Annotated in this window: 20 protein-coding genes and 1 tRNA gene; 18 read left to right on the top strand and 3 right to left on the bottom strand. The window is 37.8% G+C overall.

Annotated elements, in window-relative coordinates:
- Nucleotides 1–108 precede the first annotated feature (108 nt).
- The 7 genes from sixA to AsFPU1_RS18315 all read left to right on the top strand — a co-directional run bounded on the left by sixA (nt 109) and on the right by AsFPU1_RS18315 (nt 6648).
- The gene (gene sixA / locus AsFPU1_RS18345) at nt 109–606 is read left to right on the top strand and encodes a phosphohistidine phosphatase SixA (protein ID WP_124978674.1); all 498 of its coding nucleotides are present in this window, start codon (nt 109–111) and stop codon (nt 604–606) included.
- A gap of 106 nt (nt 607–712) precedes the next feature.
- Nucleotides 713–1873, top strand: coding sequence for a citrate synthase (locus AsFPU1_RS18340; RefSeq protein ID WP_124978658.1), 1161 nt, complete (start codon nt 713–715; stop codon nt 1871–1873).
- A gap of 89 nt (nt 1874–1962) precedes the next feature.
- Nucleotides 1963–2310: a YtxH domain-containing protein gene (locus AsFPU1_RS18335; protein WP_124978659.1), complete on the top strand. Its 348-nt coding sequence runs from the start codon at nt 1963–1965 to the stop codon at nt 2308–2310.
- A 12-nt stretch (nt 2311–2322) separates the two neighbouring features.
- The gene (locus tag AsFPU1_RS18330) at nt 2323–2733 is read left to right on the top strand and encodes a DUF948 domain-containing protein (protein WP_124978660.1); all 411 of its coding nucleotides are present in this window, start codon (nt 2323–2325) and stop codon (nt 2731–2733) included.
- A 130-nt stretch (nt 2734–2863) separates the two neighbouring features.
- Complete coding sequence (locus AsFPU1_RS18325; protein WP_227873683.1) at nt 2864–3640, top strand: TPM domain-containing protein; 777 nt, start codon at nt 2864–2866, stop codon at nt 3638–3640.
- A 3-nt stretch (nt 3641–3643) separates the two neighbouring features.
- Nucleotides 3644–4279 (top strand): precorrin-8X methylmutase, encoded by a 636-nt coding sequence (locus AsFPU1_RS18320; RefSeq protein ID WP_124978662.1) that lies wholly within the window; start codon nt 3644–3646, stop codon nt 4277–4279.
- Nucleotides 4280–4431: 152 nt separating this feature from the next.
- Nucleotides 4432–6648 carry a hypothetical protein gene (locus AsFPU1_RS18315; RefSeq protein WP_124978663.1) on the top strand — a complete coding sequence of 739 codons (2217 nt, stop codon included), beginning with the start codon at nt 4432–4434 and terminating at the stop codon, nt 6646–6648.
- Between the two features lie 222 nt (nt 6649–6870).
- On the opposite strand, the gene AsFPU1_RS18310 is transcribed toward AsFPU1_RS18315, so the two are convergent.
- Together AsFPU1_RS18310 and AsFPU1_RS18305 are read right to left on the bottom strand one after the other, a co-directional pair.
- Nucleotides 6871–7755: a D-alanyl-D-alanine carboxypeptidase gene (locus AsFPU1_RS18310; protein WP_124978664.1), complete on the bottom strand. Its 885-nt coding sequence runs from the start codon at nt 7753–7755 to the stop codon at nt 6871–6873.
- Between the two features lie 133 nt (nt 7756–7888).
- Complete coding sequence (locus tag AsFPU1_RS18305; RefSeq protein WP_124978665.1) at nt 7889–8899, bottom strand: glycosyltransferase; 1011 nt, start codon at nt 8897–8899, stop codon at nt 7889–7891.
- Between the two features lie 210 nt (nt 8900–9109).
- Between AsFPU1_RS18305 and AsFPU1_RS18300 the strand changes: the two genes are divergently transcribed.
- The 4 genes from AsFPU1_RS18300 to gyrA all read left to right on the top strand — a co-directional run bounded on the left by AsFPU1_RS18300 (nt 9110) and on the right by gyrA (nt 15357).
- The gene (locus AsFPU1_RS18300; protein ID WP_124978666.1) at nt 9110–10333 is read left to right on the top strand and encodes a glycosyltransferase; all 1224 of its coding nucleotides are present in this window, start codon (nt 9110–9112) and stop codon (nt 10331–10333) included.
- Complete coding sequence (locus AsFPU1_RS18295; protein WP_124978667.1) at nt 10330–11520, top strand: glycosyltransferase family 2 protein; 1191 nt, start codon at nt 10330–10332, stop codon at nt 11518–11520. Before AsFPU1_RS18300 ends, AsFPU1_RS18295 begins: the two co-directional genes overlap by 4 nt.
- A gap of 180 nt (nt 11521–11700) precedes the next feature.
- Nucleotides 11701–12492 carry a hypothetical protein gene (locus AsFPU1_RS18290; protein WP_124978668.1) on the top strand — a complete coding sequence of 264 codons (792 nt, stop codon included), beginning with the start codon at nt 11701–11703 and terminating at the stop codon, nt 12490–12492.
- Between the two features lie 234 nt (nt 12493–12726).
- Nucleotides 12727–15357 (top strand): DNA topoisomerase (ATP-hydrolyzing) subunit A, encoded by a 2631-nt coding sequence (gene gyrA / locus AsFPU1_RS18285; RefSeq protein ID WP_124978669.1) that lies wholly within the window; start codon nt 12727–12729, stop codon nt 15355–15357.
- 124 nt (nt 15358–15481) lie between these two features.
- Here the strand turns inward: gyrA and AsFPU1_RS18280 are convergent, their stop codons facing one another.
- Nucleotides 15482–16342 (bottom strand): MFS transporter, encoded by an 861-nt coding sequence (locus tag AsFPU1_RS18280; RefSeq protein WP_125061166.1) that lies wholly within the window; start codon nt 16340–16342, stop codon nt 15482–15484.
- Between the two features lie 507 nt (nt 16343–16849).
- Between AsFPU1_RS18280 and AsFPU1_RS18275 the strand changes: the two genes are divergently transcribed.
- From AsFPU1_RS18275 to psb28, 7 genes are all read left to right on the top strand, one after another.
- The gene (locus AsFPU1_RS18275; protein WP_124976068.1) at nt 16850–18379 is read left to right on the top strand and encodes a YifB family Mg chelatase-like AAA ATPase; all 1530 of its coding nucleotides are present in this window, start codon (nt 16850–16852) and stop codon (nt 18377–18379) included.
- Nucleotides 18380–18782: 403 nt separating this feature from the next.
- The gene (locus tag AsFPU1_RS18270; RefSeq protein WP_124976066.1) at nt 18783–21320 is read left to right on the top strand and encodes a CHASE domain-containing protein; all 2538 of its coding nucleotides are present in this window, start codon (nt 18783–18785) and stop codon (nt 21318–21320) included.
- A 6-nt stretch (nt 21321–21326) separates the two neighbouring features.
- On the top strand, nt 21327–22769 hold the full coding sequence (locus AsFPU1_RS18265; protein ID WP_124976064.1) for a GGDEF domain-containing response regulator: 1443 nt from the start codon (nt 21327–21329) through the stop codon (nt 22767–22769).
- 348 nt (nt 22770–23117) lie between these two features.
- Nucleotides 23118–24236 carry a pentapeptide repeat-containing protein gene (locus tag AsFPU1_RS18260; RefSeq protein WP_124976062.1) on the top strand — a complete coding sequence of 373 codons (1119 nt, stop codon included), beginning with the start codon at nt 23118–23120 and terminating at the stop codon, nt 24234–24236.
- Nucleotides 24237–24288: 52 nt separating this feature from the next.
- A tRNA-Arg gene (locus tag AsFPU1_RS18255) sits at nt 24289–24361 on the top strand.
- A gap of 245 nt (nt 24362–24606) precedes the next feature.
- On the top strand, nt 24607–24744 hold the full coding sequence (locus AsFPU1_RS22770; RefSeq protein ID WP_172957535.1) for a hypothetical protein: 138 nt from the start codon (nt 24607–24609) through the stop codon (nt 24742–24744).
- A gap of 172 nt (nt 24745–24916) precedes the next feature.
- Nucleotides 24917–25252, top strand: coding sequence for a photosystem II reaction center protein Psb28 (gene psb28 / locus AsFPU1_RS18250; RefSeq protein WP_124976060.1), 336 nt, complete (start codon nt 24917–24919; stop codon nt 25250–25252).
- Nucleotides 25253–25446: the final 194 nt, after the last annotated feature.

Raw genomic sequence — 25446 nt, 5'->3', positions numbered from 1 at the left:
GGGGCGGAAAAGCTCCCGTCTTTTTTCGTGTTGGGTTTCGTTCCTCAACCCAACCGACGAAAATATCCCACGAACAATTATCCATTATCAATGACTAAACAAGCTATCATGACCCAAATATATCTAATTCGTCACGGAATTGCGGTAGAACGCAACGAAGATATTAAAGATGAAACCCGTCCCTTAACTGACAAAGGACGACAAAAAACCACAGAAATTGGGCAAAAGTTAGGAGAAATGGGAGTCAAATTTGATATAATTTTAAGTAGCCCATTAGTCAGAGCCTGGGAAACCGCCGAAATTTTACAAAAAGCCAAACTAAGCGAAAAAATCAGCGAATTTGCTCCCCTTGCGCCTGGTGGTTCCCTCCAAGCCTGGGTAAATTGGTGGTTAAACTCCTGCTACAATAAAGATGAACATAGCCTAGCCCTAGTCGGTCATCAACCCGATCTCGGTGAGTGGGCAGAATTATTGATTTGGGGCAGTTCTAGAGACAAAATTACGGTTAAAAAAGCAGGAATTATCGGACTAACCCTACCTCAAACAGTCACACCCATTGGTCAAGGGGAATTATTTTTATTAACTTCTCCAAAATGGTTACTCTAAGTCAATGATTAAAGCATTTGGGCGAAATTGGGAACTAGGGGCGAAATTAGGGTAGGTTAACTTTCAGACAGTTGAAGTTGAGTTTCGCAGGTAATAGGGAAGAACAATGAATGCATGTGAATATATACCAGGGTTGGAGAATATCCCCGCCGCTAAATCGAGTATTAGTTTTGTTGATGGCCAAGACGGTATATTAGAATATAGGGGCATTTCCATCCAAGAATTAGCCAATAAGAGCAGCTTTCTTGAATGTGCCTATCTATTGATTTGGGATCAACTCCCCACTCAAAGTCAACTAGAAGCCTTTGAATCAGAAATTCGATATCATCGTCGCGTCAAATATCGTATCCGCGACATGATGAAGTGTTTTCCTGAGACGGGACACCCTATGGACGCACTACAAACTTCAGCGGCCGCTTTAGGGTTATTTTACGCCCGTCGGGCTTTAGATGACCCTGAATATATTCGACAAGCAGTTGTCCGCTTATTGGCGAAAATTCCGACCATGGTGGCTGCTTTCCATCAAATGCGTAGGGGAAATGACCCGGTTCAACCCCATGATAAGTTAGACTATGGGGCGAATTTTCTTTATATGCTAACGGAAAGAAAGCCCAATGCTTTAGCCGCTAAAGTGTTTGATGTCTGTTTGACTCTACACGCTGAGCATACGATGAATGCCTCAACCTTTTCGGCCATGGTAACAGCTTCTACTTTAACTGATCCCTATGCGGTGATCGCCTCAGCCGTAGGAACCTTAGCGGGGCCGTTACATGGGGGGGCCAATGAAGAAGTGTTAGTCATGTTAGAAGAAATTGGTTCAGTGGAAAAGGTGAGTCCTTACATCGAAAAACGTGTGGCTAATAAGGAAAAAATCATGGGGTTTGGACACCGGGTTTATAAGGTTAAAGATCCCCGCGCTACCATTCTACAAGGCTTAGCAGAACAGTTATTTGAAGAGACAGGGCGTGATGAATATTATGAAATTGCCCTGGAATTAGAAAGAGTGGTTGAGGAAAAATTCGGTCAGAAAGGGATTTATGCGAATGTAGATTTTTATTCTGGGTTGGTATATCGTAAGTTAGGCATTCCTACTGATTTATTTACGCCAATTTTTGCGATCGCACGGGTAGCCGGATGGTTGGCACATTGGAAAGAACAATTAGCGGTTAACCGTATTTTCCGTCCCACTCAAGTATATGTTGGTTCTCATAATATGCCTTATATTCCTATAGAAAAGCGGGTTGGGGCTGAAAATAACGAACACTGACAGGAAAGTTGGTCGTAGGGGCTTTAAATCCCCTATCTTTCTTCCGCGAAAGTTTTATGTAGCAGTTCACAGTTCACTGAGTTTTAATGATGTCTAAAAATAACAATAATAGTACTTTTATAGTAGGAATGGTCTTTGGGGGTCTTCTCGGAACGGTAGCAGGGATCTTGATGGCCCCGCGTTCAGGAAAAGAAACCCGACAGATCTTAAAAAAATCAGCCGATGCACTCCCAGAAATAGCCGAAGATTTATCGACTACCGTGCAGTTTCAAGCTGATCGTTTATCTGAATCGGCCCAGACCAACTGGAATGATACTCTGACCCGACTGAAAGAAACCGTCTCGGCCGGACTTGAAGCCTCTCAAAGAGAGATTCAAGAAACTTCATCCCCTCGTGAGATGACAGTCAAATCCTCGTCCTCCCCAAAACCATCTTGAGAGAAAAAACCTGTGAGTGACCCTCTATTTTGGCTTGGATGCTCTTTGCTACTGGTTGCTGTTAGTTTAACTGCTGTATTAATAGCTGCTGTACCTGCGCTGCAAGAATTAGGGCGAGCATCTCGTAGTGCGGAAAAGCTTTTTGATACCCTACGACAAGAATTTCCCCCTACCTTAGAATCTATTCGCTTAACCGGATTAGAAATTACTGAATTAACCGACGAACTTGATCGAGGGGTCAAAAGTGCCTCGGATATTGTTAAACAAGTCGATCAAAGCCTTAATAATACTAAACAACAAGTTAATCGGGTGCAACGGGGAACTCGTCGAGTAACAGCCGGACTTAAAGCTGCTTGGGAGACATGGTATGGCTATCCTTACAATCGACGGAGTTTAGGACAAAACCTAAAAGATGAATCGTGATCAACCAAAGCTTAATTTTAATGTAAATAATTGTAAAGAAATCTAATATTGATTATATTAAGGAAACGGTTCACTATTATTATCGGTCAGCACGATTGCTATGCAGAAACGTTGTCTTTCGAGTCTCCTAATGATTCTTGTTACCTGTTGTATAAGTCTAACCAGTTGGATGATAGCTGTTCCTCCTGCTTGGGCAGTCAATAATCCTGAACTTTTGCCGGAGAAAGTCACCCCTGTGGTAGATTTAGCGAATTTTCTCCCCGATGTCCAAGAAGACTCTCTCATCAAAGACATCAAAGATTTTGAGGAAGAAACAGGATGGAGATTAAGGGTCTTAACCCAATATGATCGTTCTCCTGGTCGTGCGGTGATCAATTTTTGGGGATTGGACGACAAAAGTATTTTATTAGTGGCGGACTCTCGTGGTGGTAATCTCTTATCCTTTAGTATTGGGGATGATGTCTATAATTTATTACCTCGAACTTTTTGGATTGAACTACAATCTCGTTTTGGCAATATGTATTATGTGCGAGATAATGGGGACAATAAAGCTATTATGGATTCCTTAAACACCATTAAAGGTTGTCTGGTCAAAGGGGGTTGCGCTGTTGTTCCTGGATTACCTAAAGAACAGTGGATTTTTACATTAATCACCTCCATTGTCGGCGGTTTAGTTTGTGGTTTTGCGGGGATTCCTCGTAAAAAAGGCCAAGTTTTTGCTTGGCAATGGGCTTTAATCATGTCACCTCTTTGGGGCATCTTGTTTATCTCTTTTGGTATCGGGCCAGTGGTAACTCGTACTTCTGATTGGTTGCCCTTGTTTCGCAACATAATGGGTTTTGCTTTAGGGGTACTGGTGGCTTATCTTTCTCCTCTACTTAATCAACCAAATACCTCCAATACTTAGATTATGGAATGGCATCTGACGGACGCTCAAAGTTTGGCCATCATTGACCATGAAATCGGTGATACTTCCTTTTCCCCGGCGGAATATGAGATTATCCGTCGGGTTATCTATCAAACGGCAGATTTTGAATATCTTTCCTTGCTACGGTTTTCTGAATCTGCCTTTTCATCAGGGGCCGCGGCTTTAGCAGCTCGTTGTACTATTATTGTTGATGTGCCAATGGTACAAGTAGGAATTGTGCCTAATTTACAAGAAACTTTTGCTAATCCAGTCTATTGTAGTACCCAAACTATTACCCGGCCACAAAAAACTAAAACTAAAACCGCTTGGGGAATGGAAACTCTTGCTCAACGTTATCCTGAAGCTATTTTTGTTATCGGTGACTCTCAAACTTGTTTAACATCATTGGTAGAGTTAGTAGAAGAAGAACAGATTAAACCGGCCTTGGTCATTGGAACACCGGCCGGGTTTATTGGGGCGGATGTGGCGAAAGAACGACTTCAAGACTCTCAGATTCCTCATATTACGGTTGATAGTCGTAAAGGGAGTGCGGTGGTTGCTGTGGCTATTGTTAATGGTTTATTAGATTTAGCTTGGCAAGCTTATGGACAGACTGGACGAGGGGTTAATATTTCTTAATACAGAGTCGTTTATTTATGTCCGACTACTTAGCTCTGATATGCTATATATATATATAAATTTTAATTTCGCTTTCCACTGTTATGTTGATGGCCTCAAAAGTAGAAAATTGTACAAAGCCGACAAATGGGTTCAATGAGGTAATTATATCAATGGACATGGCAAGTTATTTGATTCTGGCTAGAAGAAAAAAATCTCAAACTCAAGAAAATTTAATAACTACAGAAAATTTAATAACTACAGAAAATCTAATAACTACAGAAAATCTAATAACTACAGAAAATTTAATAACTACAGAAAATTTAATAACTACAGAAAATTTAATAACTACAGAAAATTTAATAACTACAGAAAATTTAATAACTACAGAAAATTTAATAAATATACAACTAACATCAACAACAATTGAACCGGAGTTAATTCAAATGCCCAATTCATCAGGAATAATGACAAGTCAGGAATTACAGGAAAAAGCAGGATCTCCAACTTTGTGGGAGAAGACTAAGGGAACAATCTATTCAAAAATCGTGAAAAAACTAGAATATTATGAAGCACTATTAAAGCAAAAGAAATCAGTAATCAAAAACATAACGTGTTTAATGGGCGTTAATGATGGAATAAGTGAATGGCTGAATATAGATGATAATCTTAACAAAGAGGATAGAAGAAAAGCACTTGAAGAGTTACGGATACAAATCGCGGATGAATTGCCAAAATTAGCTATGACAGAAGAGGCAAAAAAGAGCTTAGACAAAGAAATATTACAACTTTTGCTGCAAGGAGATTATTATCTTAAATCACCAACCATTCTGTTTACTTATCTGATGGAGAAGATAGTTTCGATCTACGAAGTAGATCAAATTACACGGGAAAACTTTAGAACAGAAATGAGGAATTTCTTGGTAGCCGATAATGATCTTATTGGTTTAACAAGTTTAGCGATTCAAACTTCAGGGGGAAGTTGTGGGGTAAAAATTGGTATTGATGCAGGTACTTTTATTCTGCCTTGCTTTAAATTAGCTATTGATATAGAGCCTAATGCTAAAGTCACTGCTGATCGTCTGATTATCACGGAATGTCAATCTAAGCTTGACGAAGTATCTCCTAATGCTCTTAAACGATATTGCCTAATGAATATGAATGGGCGAAAGATGGAGGGGAAGATTAAGGTAACTGTCAAAATGGGAATAGAACCTATCCCTAAATTTGAAGGTAAAAGTGTTGAAATTCTGGAAAATATTTCATTGAACGCTTTTGCTAACATAGAAGGCTATGTATCTGGTGCAGCAGATGTAACAGGTATTTTTATGCAAGTTATCGATCCCAATCCAGTTTACTTCAATCTGTTTGGAGAAATAGACAAGATAATCATTGATCTAGTGACGAACAAGAATCAATCAATTAAAATTAAACTTCCTAAGGAACCAGTCTTTTTCTCTTTATCTTCTAATGCTTATAGTGCTGAAGCCGAAGTTGGTGCTGAAGCAGGCATTGGTGTTGAAGCCAAGATTGGTACTGAAGACGAATCTTATGGTGCTATGGTAAAAGCCGAACTCAAGGGTGGAGTATATGCGAGTGCTAAGTTTAGTACCTATACTTATCAAAATCAGTTATCTAATGGAATTTTTAAAACCCAAAGAACCACAATGTTATTCAAACAAGTTTATCTTGCGGCTGAAGCCACAGGCTCTGTTCTATTGGGCGAAGAAAACGTTGTGGACAAAAACAAAAGAGGGCAATACGATGTTGTCAACTCTTTATCTTATCAATCGGGATTTCTTTACTGGAATCAAAAAACAAAACAACTCAGAAAAGAAGAAGTATCAGGTTTTTCTCTGGGTCATTCCCTTATTGCTCAGCAGTTAACTTATAATTACTATCTTGGAAAGGAGGAACAAAAAACGAGATATACAAAATCTTTAGCCACACAATTGAAAGTTGATCAAAACATTATCAAACAATTCTTAGACAATCATAAAAGTTTAGTCTTAGACATCCTTGAAGTACAGAAAGAAGGGCATTTCTTGGAAGCAACTTTTATTGCACCAGAAAGCATAGATTTTCGTTTAGATTCTCAGTTTCTTGTCCCTGACAATGATACTTTTGAGCGGCTTTCAAGTAAAAATAAAACCCCTATTCTTCAATCTTTGCGCTTCCGTACAGCACTTCAAGATAGCAAGGATGCTAGTAAATCTTGGTTTAAGTTAGGGTTGAACCTAAAGGTTGTTACATTGGGAATTAATCTCGGTAAAGTAGAAGAAGCTAGTAGCCTTAAACTGACGGACTATGCGGTTGAGTGGTATGATTCAAAAGGGAACATAAATAAGCAACCTGATAAATATGTTCCTAGTTCATTCTTGTTTTATTAGCTGCTAGATAGGGGGGATGGGTAAGCTGTCACGCATCTAAATTGGTAGTTGAGACTGCAAGGGAGCGCCGGAGCAAGGAGAAAGAGTTTGAACTTTTGTACTGAAATTATCTATAACCATTTTAAATGCGTCTTAGCTTATTCAATACCCCATTACAAGCCTTTACTATTGCGGCGTTAAGAAGTTCCAGCGTTGCTTTGAAGGTCTTTTTTGGAAATCGCCTTAATTACAAGGTTGGAAGGCACTCAATTGTAAAACCATTTTATCAATGGAACCGACTAACGCGGAGCCGGATACATTCGAGTTATTAGCTAGTATACTAAATACAAGTAATCCCAATTGAGGATGGTTTACATAACCTGACAAAGCGCGAACCCCTCTCAATGTGCCTGTTTTAGCGGATACTGTTCCCTGAGCAGATGTTCTTTTCATACGGTTTGTCAAAGTTCCTGTGATTCCCGCAATGGGTAAGGAAGAATAGAACATATCCCTAGCAGGACTATAATACATCGCTCGTAAGGTTTCTACTAAAGCCCTTGGAGTTGCTATATTGTTACGAGATAATCCTGAACCATCCACTTGACGAAAACTGTTAGGATTAACCCCAAGTTGAGCTAAAGCTGCTTTAGCTGCGTTTGGCCCTCCAATGTGACGTAAGAGGGTATCAGCATAATAATTATTACTTCTAATATTGGTTACATTAACCCAATTTTGTAGAGATTTTGAGCCAATTTTTGAGTAGGGATTTAATCTTTGTAAAGCAGCAGCAGTAGTAAATATTTTGTTATTAGAAGCAGGGATAAAATATTTATCAGCGTTGTGATTATATAATAGAGTTCTATCCTCTAATTTTTCGACTAAAATACCCCAATTATTTTGATAACGACCGATAATATTATTAATAATTGGTTCAATAGAAGCGGCACAAGCACCAGATGGGTTAATATCTGGTGGTGTTACCTCAATTTCAATAATTTCTTCTTCTTGAACCTGATCAGATTCTATCGTTATTGAGTTTGTCTCGTTCGCCAAAGCAGGGGTTCCCAAAAATAGGGTAGCCGTGGCAATAATTGCTAGAGGATTAAGCCAATAACGGGTTGGTTGCATGAGTCTAAATGTTTCCTTTCACTACCTCACTCAATCTCTTGATTAAATCAAGGGACGGACAAAGATTAATTAAAAATAAAGTCGATGTCGAGGTTAACTGTATCTCATCTTTCTCAATATGTCAAGCTTAATTTTAAGATACGGGAAGTTTATATTCAATCAAGGTTGCTTGCTGACCACGCCATTGTATTAACCCATATTTGACCTGTCCCATGACTTCTGGTAATTTGCCTAAAACACAAAAAAAGGCATATAGTCGCGCGTGAGAGGGCAAATCTCCACAACTGAGGCGATATTTATAGATACGCCATCCTAGAACTGGATAACCGAGTAACAATAACAAACTTAGTCCAGAGGTTGGCCAGGCAAAAATTAGGGAAATAAGGGGTAGAAACACTCCCCAAAGCCAATTTCTCAAAGATTGACGTACCATATATCTTTCAGGTGATGAACCATACATGGCCCTACCTTCTGCGGTGGCCCAACCTGAACGTACCATTCTTGACCACCATTGACTAAATTTGGTCATTGCCGCATCATGAAGGGTCATATCAGCTTCTAAGCGCAATATTTTCCAATTTTGACGACGCAAACGGACACACATTTCCGGTTCTTCACCACAAATTAAAGTATCATTGAACCCATTAACTTCTTGAAGTGCTTGTACTCTCATTAAAGCGTCACCACCACAAGCGGTTGTTTCTCCTGTGGGAGTATTCCATTCCATATCCGCTAAGCGGTTATAGGGAGTAGCATCGGGAAATTTTTCTGCCCGTCGTCCACAAACAATAGCAAGACTTTTATTATTATCTAATACATTGATCGCTTGTTCGAGCCATCCTGATATAATCGTACAATCTCCATCGATAAATTGAATATATTTTAAGTTAGGATATTGCTCTATCAGAAACCTAAATCCCGTATTTCTGCCTCTAGCGGCAGTAAAGGGACGGTATGAGTCTAATTCGATGACTTGAACCCCTAGAGATTTTGCTGTTTTAACGCTATCATCAGTTGAGCCTGAGTCTACATAAACAATGGGAATTTTGCTAATATCGGTAAGCTCAGTAATTAATGATTGAAGGCAACTAATTAGACGTTCTCCTTCATTTCTGCCAATGATGACTATTCCTAAATTATTCATATTCTACTCAAGCTAAAAAATTTGCCTGAAGATTATCATAAACCATCTGGTAATACCTGTAGAATCAATTCATAAATTTACTCTGGCAAAATAGTCTCTTTCTCAAGGAATTGTGTAAGTTTTGCTCATCTGCTATTGTATACTATTAAAGTGTCTAGTTTGTTCTTATCTCCATATTCTAAAATAAAGAAACTTTAGCGATATAATAGCATGAAAATTGCTTACTTAGTTAACCAATATCCCAGTATTAGCCATAGCTTTATTCGGCGAGAAATTTTGGCCATTGAAGCTTTGGGTGTTCCTATTACTCGATTTTCTTTACGTTCATCTGTTGGCAAAGTTGTTGATGAGGCAGACCAACAAGAATTAGACAAAACAAATGTTGTTTTAGGAGTGGGAGTGATTGGTTTATTAACCAGTCTTCTCAAAGTTTTTTTGACTCGTCCTAACCGTTGGTTACAAGCTTTTATCTTAACTCTAAAACTCGGTTGGCATTCAGACCGAGGGATTTTATTACATTGTGCTTATTTAGCAGAAGCTTGTGTTTTATTGGATCGTTTTTCTGAGTTAAATATCTCTCACTTTCATGCTCATTTTGGCACCAATTCTACAACTGTTGTTTTGTTAAATCAAGTTTTAGGGGGCCCATCCTATAGCTTTACTGTCCACGGCCCCGAAGAATTTGATAAAGTTGGGGCAATTTCTTTACCAGAAAAGATTAAACGGGCAGCTTTTGTGGTGGCTATTAGTTCTTATGGAAAGAGTCAACTTTATCGTTGGTGTGAGTTCACAGACTGGTCAAAAATTCATCTGATTCATTGTGGACTAGATGATTCATTCTTTTCTCTGCCTTGGCAACCTATTACAGATGAACTTCGTTTGGTTTGTGTGGGTCGTTTGAGTGAACAAAAGGGACAATTATTATTAGTTGAAGCGGCTAGTAAATTAGTTGCTCAAGGCTATAAATTTAAGTTGGTTTTAGTGGGAGATGGCCCCTTAAGAACACCCATTGAAGAAGCGATCGCTTATTGGCATTTAGAGGATACAATTGAGATTACAGGATGGGCAACTCAAACACAAGTTCAACAACAAATTTTAGCATCACGGGCGATGGTTTTACCAAGTTTTGCGGAAGGACTGCCCGTTGTTATTATGGAAAGTCTAGCTTTAGGTCGTCCTGTAATTAGCACTTATGTCGCAGGAATTCCTGAATTGGTAGTTCCTGGTGAGTCAGGATGGTTATTTGCTGCGGGTTCGGTTGAAGCTTTAGTGACGGCAATGCAAACTGTCTTAGAAACTCCTGTTTCTCAATTAGAAGAAATGGGAAAAATAGGAGCTAAAAAAGTTGCACAACAACATAATATTATTCAAGAAGCACAAAAGTTAAAACAATTATTTGAGTCTGTCCATCTATCACCTGATTCTGACCTATGAATTTAATTTTAGAAGGATTATTATTCCTAATTTCCCTCATCCTTTCTATCCCTTGTGGGGTATTATTTATGGAATGTTTAATGTCCCTTTTTCCTGGTTCTACTTCTTTAGATATTAAGTTAGAGAATGAACCTAATTTCAAAATTTTAATTCCGGCTCATAATGAAGATATGGTCATTGATAAAACTTTGATATCTTTATTATCTCAGGTAAAAACACCAGAGCAAATTATCGTTATTGCTGATAATTGTACTGACAAAACAGCCGCGATCGCTCAAAATTTTGGAGTAACAGTTATTGAACGCCAAGATACAGAAAAACGGGGCAAAGGTTATGCCCTAGATTATGGGTTAAATTTCCTCAAAAATAATCACCCTGATATTATTATTTTAGTTGATGCTGACTGTTATGTAACATCAGGAACTATTCAACTTTTAGCACAACAAGCACAAATAAATGGTAGACCGATACAAGCTTTATATTTATTAGAAAAACCAACTAATCCTAGTCCGAAAGATCTAATTTCTGCCTTAGCATTTTTAGTTAAAAATCAAGTTCGTTCCACAGGGTTAAACCGTTTAGGACTGCCTTGTTTATTAGCAGGAACAGGAATGGCTTTTCCTTGGTCAGTATTACAAAAAGTCTCTTTGGCAAGTGGTAATATTGTTGAAGATATGCAATTAGGCATTGATTTATCTTTAGCTGGATATTCTCCTCAATTTTGTCCTGATGCTAAGGTAACAGGAATTTTACCTCAAGAGTCGGGTGCGGCGAAAACTCAAAGAACTCGTTGGGAACATGGTCATATTAAAACTCTTTTAACTCAAGTTCCTCGGTTATTAAAAGAGGCAATTTTTCAAAGACGTTTTGATCTATTTGCCCTAGCTTTAGAAGTAAGTGTACCACCTTTATCTTTATTAGTAATGCTTTGGATGATAGGAATGAGTATGATGGTAACAGCCGGATTGTTAGGATTTTCTTGGTTATCTACTTTTATTTTAGGCATAGGTGGTGTATTCTTAATTGTGGGTATTTTAAGTGGTTGGGCTAAATTTGGACGGGAAGAAATTCCAGGTTCAGCTTTAATTTCTATACCTTTTTATTTACTTTGGAAAATTCCTCTCTATTTTACTTTTTTAATTCGTCCCCAGTCACAATGGGTTAGAACTAAACGGGATTTATCTTAGAGATATTTGATTGATAGATAATGGATAATTAATAATTAATTATCCATTATTGAATTAATATTCTAATATTTAAGTTAATTTTTCTATATTTTTAACGGGTTTATTCTTTGTCGTTATGTTCGTTATTCTAAAAAATGTTATAATGGGTTACAATCAATTTACAAGCATGGAGAGATATACATGATATCAACGAAGTATTGTTTATCTACTTTAGCAATTGGTTCACCTTACCGATTAGCCGCACAAAGACTAGCTCAGCAAGTACAAAATTCTGGAATTGATCTGGTCATTGCAACTGATGTTCCCCAAGATTTTCAAAAATACTCGAATGTTATTGCTAGAAAAATTCGTAGAAGAAGTATCTTTTATGTCTACAACGATAAGCGTTTGGCTATAAGTATGGCACTTGAAAACCATGAATGTACTGTATTTGTTGATGCAGATAGTCAAATAATCGATCCACTTCCGAAAGAACTAAATGTTAGTCCAGGATTGACAGCAGAAACACCCACTAAATCTTTGGAAGAATGCCTGATTAAATATTATCCACACAATGCAGAAAAATTCTTTGAATTAGCTAACAAGCTTAATATTAATGTAAGTCAAGCAAAGTGGGTTTGTGAAAATCTGATGATTATTAGAAAAGATCAAGGAAGAGAATCTGAATTTTTAGAAGCATGGGAACTTAGTGACCGATGGTTAGGACTTCGCAAAGTTTTTCAGGGAGATGGTTCATTTATTGGATTAGCAGCAGCTAAAGCAGGATGGAAAATTCATGACAATTTAGAATTGTCTAATCTTAGAAAATTGATTATACACGAAGGACGAAACAGCTTAAAAATAACAGCAAGAGATAATTCGCATAGGGATAAAATTTTATTTAAGATAAATAATAAAATAGGATTATATTGGCGAATATTAATCGCTTATATAATTACTTTTAAACAAAGTATATTTACTAAAAAATTTTAAATTATCTAGAAATGTCGGAGGATTAAGATAATTTTATTCATATTATCTTTAAAAAAAGCTAGAAAAAATCAAAATAAAATTCATCTTCTAACTTGGCAGATTTTCGCAAAAAAATAGCCTCTTTATGTTAAACTATTAAAGAAAAGTAAAACAAATCTTATTTTATCCCGCTTAATCAGCTATTTATGGGCTGATTATATTCTTTTTCTTGTTTTTAAAGGAGTTCGTTCCCTTATGACCACCCCTCAAGATCGGATCATTCCCACAGACTTGAGTAATGAAATGTCTCGTTCTTATCTAGAATACGCCATGAGCGTCATTGTGGGACGAGCATTACCCGACGCGAGGGATGGGTTAAAACCAGTCCATCGTCGCATTCTCTACGCCATGTACGAACTGGGTTTGACCCCTGAACGGCCTTTTCGTAAATGTGCGCGTGTGGTAGGGGAAGTCTTAGGTAAATACCATCCTCACGGAGATACTGCCGTCTATGATGCGTTAGTCCGCATGGCCCAGGATTTTTCCATGCGAGATCCCCTCATAGCTGGTCATGGTAATTTTGGTTCAGTGGATAATGATCCCCCTGCGGCCATGCGTTACACCGAATGTCGTCTGCAAACTTTATCTACTAATGCTTTACTTAGAGATATTGAAGCAGAAACGGTTGATTTTGCCGATAACTTTGATGGATCACAACAAGAACCCGTTGTTCTGCCTGCGAGAATTCCTCAAATTTTAGTTAATGGTTCTTCTGGTATTGCTGTTGGAATGGCCACCAATATTCCCCCTCATAATTTAGCAGAATTAATTGACGCAACGATCGCTCTTATTCATAACCCAGAATTAACTAACCAAGATTTAATTAAATTAATACCTGGCCCTGATTTTCCCACGGGAGGACAGATTTTAGGTCGCTCTGGCATTGAAGACGCTTATAATACCGGACGGGGTTCCATTACTATGCGGGGGGTCGCCACCATTGAAACCCTAGAACAGCGAGGCCGTCCTGATCGAGATGCTATTATTATTACTGAATTACCCTATCAAACTAATAAAGCTGCTTTAATAGAACGAATTGCTGAATTAGTCAATGATAAACGCATTGAAGGTATTTCTGATCTTCGTGATGAAAGCGATCGTGATGGAATGCGGGTGGTGATCGAACTCAAACGGGATGCTTATCCAAGAGTCGTTCTTAACAACATTTATAAACAAACTCCTGTACAAGCGAATTTTGGGGCCAATATGTTGGCCTTAGTCAATGGAGAACCCCAACTCCTGATACTTAAAAAATTTCTTACCGTTTTCTTAGACTTTCGGGTTGAAACTATTACCCGTCGTACCCAATACGAGTTACGCAAAGCAGAAGAACGAGATCACCTCTTGCAAGGTTTACTCATTGCTTTAGAGAATTTAGATGCAGTTATTGTCCTTATTCGTGGGGCGGCTGATAGTACCACCGCAAAAGAAGAATTAATTGAAGAATTTGGCTTATCTTTAGTTCAAGCAGACGCTATCTTACAAATGCAGTTACGTCGCTTGACAGCTTTAGAAGCAGAGAAAATTCACGCCGAACATGAAGAACTACAAGCTAAAATTACGGATTTACAAGATATTTTAGCCCGACGAGAGCGCATCGAAGCCATTATTGTAGAAGAACTCACTCTAATTAGGTCTATTCATGCTACACCCCGTCGTACCCAAATTGTCCATTATGACGGGGAAATTGTCGATACTGACTTAATTGCTAATGAACAGGCTATCATCCTCTTAACAGAACAAGGATACATTAAACGGATGCCTGTAAGTACCTTTGCTGCCCAACAACGGGCCACTAGAGGTAAAGCAGCAGCCAAAATTAAAGAGGATGATGTCGTTGAACACTTTTTGACCTGTTGTGACCATGATCATGTCCTCTTTTTTAGCGATCGCGGGGTCGTATATGCGGTCAGTGCCTATCATATCCAGGCCGCGTCTCGGACTGCAAGGGGAATGCCGATCGTACAGATGTTACCTATTCCTAAAGATGAGAAAATCACCTCTATTGTGGCAGTGAGTGAGTTTAGCGAGGATGTCTTCTTAGTGATGTTAACCCGCAAAGGATACATCAAAAAAACTGCCCTGTCTGCTTTTAGTAATATTCGCACCAACGGGTTAATAGCTATTTCTCTAGGAGAAGGAGATCAACTACGATGGGTGCGACTGGCCAAAGAAGAAGATAGTATTATTCTCGGAAGTCGTCTAGGAATGGCTATTCATTTTTGTGCTAATAGTCAACAACTGCGACCCCTGGGCCGGGCCACCAGAGGGGTTAAGTCCATGAAATTCAAGTCTGGGGACGAGTTAATAAGCATGGATATTTTGCCAAGTCAGGTGACAGCGAGTATTGCCGATGCAGGAGAGGATGAAGATGAAGAAATCTTAGAAAATGAAACTGAGGAGTTGATAGAAGAAGATACCACAGACCAAGGCCCTTGGATCTTGGCTATTACCAATGGGGGTTATGGAAAACGGGTTCCTATCTCAAAATTCCGCTTACAACGACGGGCCGGTATGGGAGTTCGGGCCATTAAGTTTAAGTCTCCAAAGGATCGTTTAGCTTCTCTCCATGTGGTTAACCCAGGAGATGAGTTGATGATCGCTTCTAACCGAGGGATCATTATTCGTCAGGTGGTTGATGCTATTTCTTTACAGTCTCGCAGTGCAACCGGAGTACGAGTACAACGGTTAGATGAAGATGATGCGATCGCGGCTGTGGCCTTGGTTCCTCCTGCTGCAGAAGGGGAAACCTTAGAAGCAGAAATAGCAGAAGCAGAAACAGCAGAAGAAGCACTAGAAGTCACAGCAACAGCAGAAGAAGAGTAGGAGTTTAATAATTTAAACCTGTCCCAGTAGGGGTTAACGACCGTTGACCCCTACCATCGCAAATGGGTTCTAATTTTGAAAGAGGGTATGAGAAATATAAAATACCCTTTTAGTTTTTAAAAACCTAATTAGGGTTTGCGATCGCAATTTTTAGGGCTTGGAGTTCTGCGTCAATGCCTAAATATCCAGATTCTAAATCAGCCCATTTTCTTTCATCTTCATATTCTCTAATAATGGTGGCTAAAAATTCTAAATTTCTGTAGATTTTGCTATCTCTAGTGCCATCGCTAACAATCTTGGTTAATCCATAGATTCCTAATCCGATGATACCTCCAGCAGCCGCCATTGAAGTCATTCCAAGGGCAAAAGCCGTACCTCCGACACTTAAACCCATACTCCCGACAGTAGCAGAGATTCCCACTCCTCCTAGTGTACCTAATCCCATCGCGGCCAAAGCTGTAGTATCTTCTTCTATGATGGCTGTCAACGCGCCATAAGTGGCAGCACCGATCATGAGTCCTGTTGCTGTCATTGTACCCAAACCTAGACCAATACCGCCAAATTTGCCCACTAATCCCATCCCGCCAATCATAGCCGATGTACTAACACCAGCTAAGGCCCCGCCAATAACAAAACCTACACCCTCTACCGAGATATCTTTCTGAGTGTCGATTAATAGCCCTTCAGACAAGGCAGGAGAAGGGGTATAGGAGACAGGAAGGAATATTTTTTGCTGTTGTTGTATAAGTTCTTGACGATCGCGTTCAACCTTGGCTATAATTTCTTGTTGTTGTTGTATAAGTTCTTGGCGATCGCGTTCAACCTTGGCTATAATTTCTTGTTGTTGTTGTTTAAGTTGTTGGCGATCGCGTTCAATCTCTTGTTTTAATTTGAGGAAATCGCGTTCTACCTTGGCTATAGTTTCTTGTTCCTCTTGTTTAAGTTGTTGGCGATCGCATTTAACTTGATGTTGATAATTATACATGTTGTCTATGGATTTTTTTGATCTAGATTTTTAATAGAGTTCCCATAAATCTTGAAAAGTTTGCACAGGCAAATAATTTTAGGACTGATGCAACTTTAATGACTTTGATTGTTTACGATATTTGATCTATAAAATCCCAATTTATAATTTATAATTTATAATTTATAATTCATAACATCTTGGTATAAAATGTATAATCAGCTACAATACTTAATATGGTGGGTTACGACGCGCCTTAAAAGTTATGCATTTTTCATCAAAATCATAGCCGCGTCTAACCCACCCTACGAATTATAAGCTTTACTTATCACCATAGGTACGGGAGAGCCTAATTTTAGGACTGATGCAACTTTAATGACTTTGATTGTTTACAATATTGGGTCTATAAAATCCCAATTTATAATTTATAATTTATAATTTATAATTTATAATATTTTGAGCAATGCTAAACTTTTCTACATTAATGGGAATACTAAACCTAAGGGAAATATTTAAGGAACTCAAAAAATGTTAGCTAGGGTTTGGAGTGCTTCATTAGTGGGCATTGACGCGCTTAAAGTTGGGGTAGAAGTTGATGTTTCAGGGGGACTTCCTGCTATTACCATTGTGGGACTTCCTGATACTGCGGTACAAGAATCTAGAGAAAGAGTTAAAGCAGCATTAAAAAATTCAGGATTTGCCTTTCCCGTTCGTAAAATTATTATTAATTTAGCCCCCGCAGATCTTCGCAAAGAAGGCCCCTATTTTGACTTACCTATTAGTGTAGGAATATTAGCAGCTTCAGAACAAATTGATGGCCATTTATTGGGGGATTATTTATTTTTAGGGGAATTATCCCTTGATGGTAGTTTGCGCCCCGTTGCGGGCGTTTTACCCATCGCTGCGGCTGCCCAACGCTTAGGTATTACCGGATTAGTTGTACCCTTAGATAATGCGCAAGAAGCCTCAGTTGTCAATAATTTAGCTGTTTATGGCTTTAAACACCTCACAGATGTTGCAGACTTCCTCTGTCACCCTCAAACTCATCAACCCGTCCAATTTAAACCTATAGAAGTTTTAGGGCGATCGCCTATTCCCACCCCTGACTTAAAGGACGTAAAAGGTCAAAATCACGCCCGTCGCGCCTTAGAAATAGCAGCCGCAGGGGGTCATAACCTCATTTTTGTGGGGCCTCCAGGTAGCGGAAAAACCATGTTAGCAAGACGTTTACCGGGCATTTTACCGCCTTTATCCTTCTCAGAAGCGTTAGAAGTCTCTCAAATTCATTCTGTCGCCGGATTACTCAAAAATAGAGGCTCATTGATCCAAGAAAGACCCTTTCGCAGTCCCCATCATTCAGCTTCTGGCCCTTCTTTAGTGGGAGGTGGCAGTTTTCCTCGTCCTGGCGAAATCTCTTTATCTCATCATGGTATCTTATTTTTAGACGAATTAACTGAATTTAAGCGTAATGTCTTAGAATTTTTGCGTCAACCCCTAGAAGATGGTTATGTCTCCATTTCTCGTACTCGTCAGTCTGTCACGTTTCCAGCTAGATTTACCTTAATAGCAAGCACAAATCCCTGTCCCTGTGGTTATTTTGGTGATCCAATTCAACATTGTACTTGTTCTCCTCGTCAACGGGAACAATATTGGGCTAAATTATCAGGCCCATTAATGGATAGAATTGATTTACAAGTAGGTGTAAATCGTCTGAAACCCGAAGAAATGATCGCCGAAGGAATAGGAGAAGATTCTAAAACCATCCGAGAAAGAGTAAAACTCGCCCGCGATCGCGCCCAAAATCGGTTTAAAATGGAAAAGTCGGTTTCTTGTAATTCTCAAATGCAGACATCTCATTTACGCAATTTTTGTCAATTAGATAAGTCGAGTCGTAATTTATTAGAAGGGGCAATTCGTAAGTTAGGATTATCAGCAAGGGCCATGGATCGGATTTTAAAAGTATCTCGTACTATTGCTGATTTAGGTAATGAAGAAATCTTAAAAAGTCATCATGTTGCTGAGGCGATTCAGTATCGAACTATTGATCGAATGCATTAAAATAGTAGGAAGTAAAGCTTATAAGTAGGTAGACAAAATTAATTACACAAAATTTGTAGGGGCAGGTTTTTGTAGGGGCGGGTTTTTTACATAAATCAATTATTCTCACCAAAAAATTAAATAAACCAGCCCTTACCTTTGTCACTCAACCATTACGACTATATCAAAACCCGCCCTAGTTGTGCAATTAATTTTGCGCGCGGTACTTAATTCGTAGGGTGAGTTAGACTTAGAATTCGGGTCTGTTGGGTTTCGTGCCTCAACCCAACCTACAATAAAAGACGAAACAAATAATTGGGTAGTTAATCTAATAATATTTTAGTTCAAGAAAACTGTCTTTAAAATATAAGATAATAATTAAAGGCACTTGTTTTTTGTCCTATAGTATATAAAATCTGTTTTTATGACAGAATCTTCTTCTCATCAGATGCCTTATTTTCCTCTAAGAATCAGTTTACTGATAGGGGGAGGATTGTCTGCGATCGCCGCTTTAATGGTTGGGTATATAGAACTAAGCATACAACAAACCAAGTTTCAGACACAAGCTTTGCAGCTAAGGCAATATTTACAGTACCATCTTAATGATTATACAGAAGTTACCCGAACTGTGGGACACTTTTATGAGGCTTCAGATGAAGTAACACAAAAAGATTTTGAGAGATTTTCCCGTCCTTTTCTGGAAAATTATCCAGGAATTATGGGTATGACTTGGGCGAAAAGAATCTCTATAGAAGCCTTAAACACTAAGAAAAAACCTCTCAAAGATAATGATTTTTCTAATTTTAATATTGCCACAAAAAATGATCAAAATACAGTAGAAAAACTTGACAAATTTCCTATTATATATGAAGAATTAAAACAAAATAATCAACAAATTATGGGGCTAGATTTAGGGGCTAATCTTTTATCTCGTGTGGCATTAGAAAAAGCACGAGATTCAGGAAAAATTACCACCAGTGGCCCCATTGAGTTAACTAATGGAGATAGAGGCTTTGCTATATATTACCCAACTTATAGTCCTGGATTTTTTCCTAAAAATCTCTCAGAAAGTCGTCAAGAATTGAGGGGAATTATCTATACTTTATATGATATTAAACAAATATTTAACAACACATTAAATAAGTTAGAAAAAAAAGAATTAAGTTTCTATATTATTGATTTACAAGCTAAAGACAATCAGGGTATTCTATTTAGCTTTGACAAAAAGCCAGAAATCAATCAATCATTAGAATTACCTTTAAGCTGTAGAATATTGTTTGAATGTAAGAAAATTTTAACCGTAGCTGATCGTCAATGGTCACTGGTAATTTTACCGGATATCAAATTATTACCTATAATTGCTAAAGCGTTAGCTACTTTTATTTTAGTATTATCTTTAACCGGAATATTAATAGTTTATTTCTGGAAAATCATCGACAATAAAAATAAAATTGAGCAATTAATTAAACAAAGAAATGCTGAACTTGTTAAAACAAAAGAATATTTAGAAAAGCTTATTGAAGAAAGCAATATACAACTACAAGAAGCAAAGCAAAAGAAAACAGAATTACTCGGACAAATGAGTCATGAATTGCGAAATCCTTTAAATATTTTATTAGGATTTCTTGAAGTGTTTAAACGAGAACAGACTCTAACCCCAGAACAACAAGATAATCTAGCTATTATGTGTCGTAGTGGGGAATATTTACGCAGCTTATTTAACAATATTTTAGAACTGTCTAAATTAGAAATAGGAAATATTTCTCTCAAAGCAACTACATTTAACTTACGAGATTTAATTAATTGGGTCATTGAAATGTTCCGATTAAAAGCAACAGGCAAGAATTTACAAATCATGATTTACATTGATCCTGATGTTCCTCAATATATTAAAACTGATGACAATAAATTACGTCAAATTCTGATTAATCTCTTAGACAATGCCATTAAATTTACTGATCAAGGAAGTGTTACCATCAGATTAGCAAGTGATAATCAAGATTGGAATTTAGAAGACAATACAAATGACTGGCAACCCCAACAAATTCTCTTTTTTGCAATCGAAGATACTGGTAGGGGTATTGCCTTAGAAAATCAGGTAAAAATCTTTGAACCATTTGTTAGAGAACATGAGCGTGATGGAGCAGGATTAGGATTAGCAATTACCGAAAAATTAGTAAATTTAATGGGAGGAAATATTCAAGTAAAAAGTCAACTAAACAAAGGAACATTAATTCATTTTAACATTGGTTTTAATCTTCCTGAAGAATCAGAAATTCCTACCAGACAATCAAGGTATAATGTCATAGGATTAGCTCCTAATCAACCAGAATATCGTCTTTTAGTCGTAGATGATCAACGAGAAAACCGTCAATTACTTATTAAATTATTAAGACCAATAGGATTTCAGATAAAAGAAGGGGAAAATGGGCAAGAAGCGGTAGAAATTTGTAAAAATTGGCAACCTAATTTGATTTTTATGGATACTCGGATGCCTATTATGGACGGTTATGAAGCCATTGAAAAAATTAAAGCCTTGACACAAATTAATCAACCCGTGATTATTACCATTACCTCAGAAAGTAGGGAAGCACAAAAAAATAAAAGATCAGCTACAATAGGAGATGATATCCTTCGTAAACCCTTTGAAATCCAACGGGTACTTGATAAGTTAGTCACTCACTTAGGAGTTAGTTATCGTTATGAAAGTCAGGCAATAGAAGCGGTAGAACAAGACCAAGAATCAGTTGTTTTAAACAGGGAATCTTTAGAAGTAATGTCATCAGATTGGATTGTGCAAGTTCAGGGTGCAGCTAATGCGGGAGATGGTCAACGTCTATACCAATTAATTGAGGAAATTCCTGAGCAGCATTATTTTTTAATTCAGTCCATGATTGAATTAGTCAATAATTTTGATTATCGTCAAATAAGAAAACTTAGTCAACCAAATATTAATGATTAAAAACAGATGAACCTTCAGTCTTGTGAAAAAGCCGATATTTTAATTATAGACGATCAAATTGATAACTTAAGATTGTTATCAAATCTATTAGCTAAGCGAGGATATCGAGTACGACAAGCCGTAGATGGAGAAATGGCTTTAATTGCTATTGACACCGAAACACCTGATGTTATTTTACTAGATATTAAAATTCCTCGACTGGATGGATATGGAGTTTGTAGTTATCTAAAAAAAAACGAGAAAACCGCAGAAATTCCCGTTATTTTTTTAAGTGCATTTGATGAAATATTAGAAAAAACAAAAGCCTTTGAAGTCGGAGGAGTAGATTATATTACCAAGCCTTATCATACTCAAGAAGTATTAGCCAGAGTTGAAACCCAAGTTAAACTTAGTCTATTACATCAGAAATTACAAAGTAATAATCGTTACTTAAAACGACAATTAAAATTAAGTGAAGCTGCCCAAGAATTTCATGCTCAACCTCAAATAGATGCTTACTTACTTCATCAAGCAATCGCCGCGACTTACAACGGAATTATTATTACAGATGCCACCCATTCTGATAATCCTATTATCTATGCTAACCCTGGATTTGAAAGAATGACAGGGTATTCTTTAGAAGAAGTAAAAGGAAAAAATTGTCGTTTTCTTCAAGGAAGTGATCGAGAGCAATCCGGCATCTTAGAATTACATAATTGTATTCAAGAAAAGAGAGAATGTTCTATTACTGTTCGTAATTATCGTAAAGATGGTATTCTTTTTTGGAACGAGGTATCTTTATCTCCAGTCAAAGATGAGTCAGGACAAGTTGTCTATTACATTGGGGTGCAAACCGATGTCACACAACGTAAACTAGCAGAAGAAGAAAGACAACGTTATGAGGCTTCTGTCCATAAAATGAATCGTGAATTACACGAACTCAATACTAAATTACATCGTTTAGCCAACCTAGATGGGTTAACCGAAGTAGCGAACCGTCGTTGTTTTGATGAAACCCTCGAACACGAATGGCGGCGTTTGAGTCGAGAAAAACAGCCCCTATCCTTAATTTTAGGGGATATTGACTATTTTAAATTGTATAACGATAATTATGGACATTTATCAGGAGATGATTGTCTCAAAAAAGTAGCCCAAGCTATCTCTAGTGTTATTCATCGTCCGGCTGATTTAGTTGCCCGCTATGGGGGTGAAGAATTCGCCATTATCTTACCTAATACTCCCACATCAGGAGCCATGCAAGTCGCCCAGAAAATTCTCGAAGAAATTCGACAGTTACAACTTCCCCATAAAGCCTCAAAAGTACAATCCTATGTCACCATGAGTTTAGGGGTAGGCACAGTGCTTCCCACTTTAGGAATATCAGAAACCACTTTAATTAATCAAGCTGATGAGTTCCTCTTTCAAGCAAAAAAAGAAGGCCGCGATCGCGTGGTTAGTTATCCAGTCTAACCCCTTTGGGGAATTCTTCAACAATTGACAATGGACAATGGACAATGGACAATAGAAAATTACCTCTACCTAAAAGGTAGAGAGAGACTTAAATGCCGCTAAAATGTTAGCGAGTAAGGCGGTAGGCTATACCGTCTGACGCCTGTGGACAGAGTGCCGCCGACGGTTCTGGTTGAAGCACCGAAGTAAACTTCAATGTGACGTAATATACCACGTTGTATCAGTTTTATGTAGCAGAAATAAAGGAGAAAGTACCGTTGAGGTTTTAAACCAAATTAACCAATTGTCAATTATCAATTGTCCATTGATAATTCATAATTTATAATTCATAATTCATAATTTTTATCCATGTCAGAATCTCGCTCTTTTGAGCCTCATCTAACCAGTTATAACCCCTATCCTGATTGTGTTTCTCTGAATTTGAAGGTCTTACCTTTGAGGGTGGAGACAACCGTATTAGAACAATTAAACCTAGAATTAACTATTCGCTTCAATGAACAAGAAAAATCCTTACTCAATGGTCAGATTAAATTTGCTTTAAAAGGAGGTAAACTGAAACTTAATCTCAAAAATGGGCAAATAATAGAACCAAAACGCTCTTTTAATGATGCCTGTCAATTACAAACTTTGACCCCGGTTGAGGCTGTTTGGCAATTTACCCCTCAACTTGGACAATCTTACCTTAAGATCCCTTCTATTTCCTCTCAAATAGCGATAATTGAGGTAATACCTGATACCTCCTTAAGTGTTACCTTTGAAGTTAGTCCCTCGGATGTTTCTATCACTCAAACTGAGGGGTTATGGCGACATGATATTCATCCTAATCAACATAGCATTTTAGAACGGGTCTTAGCTCAGTTTTTGTGGAAAAATAGACTAAATCCCTATTTATCTCAAATTCAAGTCAGCTTGGACGGATTAGCCTCGGAAAGTCCAGATGACCAACCGACTCAAGGAATTAATCCTCATAGTTTAGCTCAACTTCATCAAACCATTGAGACTATTTACACCGCTAACAATCATAATTTACTCGAATTAGCCCAATTAGCCCAATTAAACCCTAAAGTTGACTTATGCGGCGGAAATTTTCTGGCGACAGAATTAAGTAGTATTGAGTTAAGTGGGGCGAATTTGATTCGCAGTAATTTTCGGGGTGCTAATTTAACGGATGCAGATTTGAGTGAGGCTATACTATGTTATGCTAGATTTAGCGGTGCAGACTTAAGCGGAGCCTATTTGGGTAATGCCAAGTTAAATCAGGGGGACTTTTACCGTGCTAGTTTGGCGTTAGCTAATCTCATTGGGGCAGATTTAACGGACGCTAATTTAGTAGAAGCGAATTTAAGCCAGACCAATTTTAGCGGTGCAGTAGTAAATGGGGCTAAATTTGGTGAAAATCCCGGAATAACTGAAGAAATGTCCCAAAGTTTGAGGGAAAGGGGCGCGGTTTTTGTCGGTAATTCCTGACGCAAGACAATCACAAAAAGGTGCCGAATCGTGTTATGCTAAAACAGATTATGGACACGTAGCTCAGTGGATAGAGCATCAGGTTCCGGTCCTGAGGGTCGGGGGTTCAAATCCCTCCGTGTTCGTTTTAATTGTCGTAGCTCAATCAAGTTTAGTTAATACCATGATAGGTACTACTTTCTAATCTCTAGTTTATGATTTAAAATCATTTTATCAATTTCGTCGTGAGAATGATGTTGTTCAATTTTTAGAAACGCATCCCAATCTATTATCAATTTTAGTATTAGGTAAAAATTTAATAAGCAAATATTTACCTGACTCAAATGTATTTCTTGATTGTATTTTAGATCCAGAATTAGCTGACTTCCAATTGGTTGTTTACCTAACAAGAAAAATTGAAGATACAGAGAAAGCAATTGAACAAATTGAAAAACTTTATGCTGAGTGGTTAGGAAACTATAATAGTGATGTCCGCAGTCAAATTTATGTCAGATATGATTATTTATGACTTTTGATTGGTTGGATTATTTAACCTTAGCTCAAAATTTAGCGGGAGAAACGGTTAACGTTAAAAATTAGTCTGTTGATAGTTTTTCAGGTATAGTTCCCCAAGACAAAAAAAGCCAGACTATGAGATGATAAATAAATGATCATTTAGATTTAACATAAGGATAACAAGGATGGCTGAAATACAATTTTCTCCTGGTGTGACTGAATCTGTCGTTCCTGAAGTTCGTCTGACACGCGGAGTTAAGGGAGACAGTGGAACAGCAACTTTCCGGTTTGACTCTCCTAACATTCTCGATGCAGGAAGAACCGATGAAATCACGGGAATGTACCTCGTTGATGAGGAAGGAGAAATCCTTACCCGCGAGGTTAAAGGCAAATTTATCAATGGAAAAGCAACCTCTATAGAAGCTATTTTAATTATGAACTCTCAAGCAGAGTGGGATCGTTTCATGCGGTTTATGGAACGTTATGCACAAAAAAATGGAATGGGATTTTCTAAAGCTTAATCTATCTTGCTCTCCTGTATCTGTGGTGATAAGTTAAGCTTATAGTTCGTAAGGTGGGTTAGACGCGGCTATGATTTTGATGAAAAACTAATAAGTTTTAAGGCGCGTCGTAAGCCACCATCTTAACTATTGTAACTCAGATATACATTTTACACCAAGATATCGGGAGAGCCGATTTCAACAATCCCAATTTA

It is taken from the genome of Aphanothece sacrum FPU1 (assembly GCF_003864295.1).
In the GTDB taxonomy this organism is placed as follows: domain Bacteria; phylum Cyanobacteriota; class Cyanobacteriia; order Cyanobacteriales; family Microcystaceae; genus Aphanothece_B; species Aphanothece_B sacrum.
Note: the sequence above shows the minus strand (reverse complement) of the source record. Positions and strands in the feature narration are given on the sequence as shown.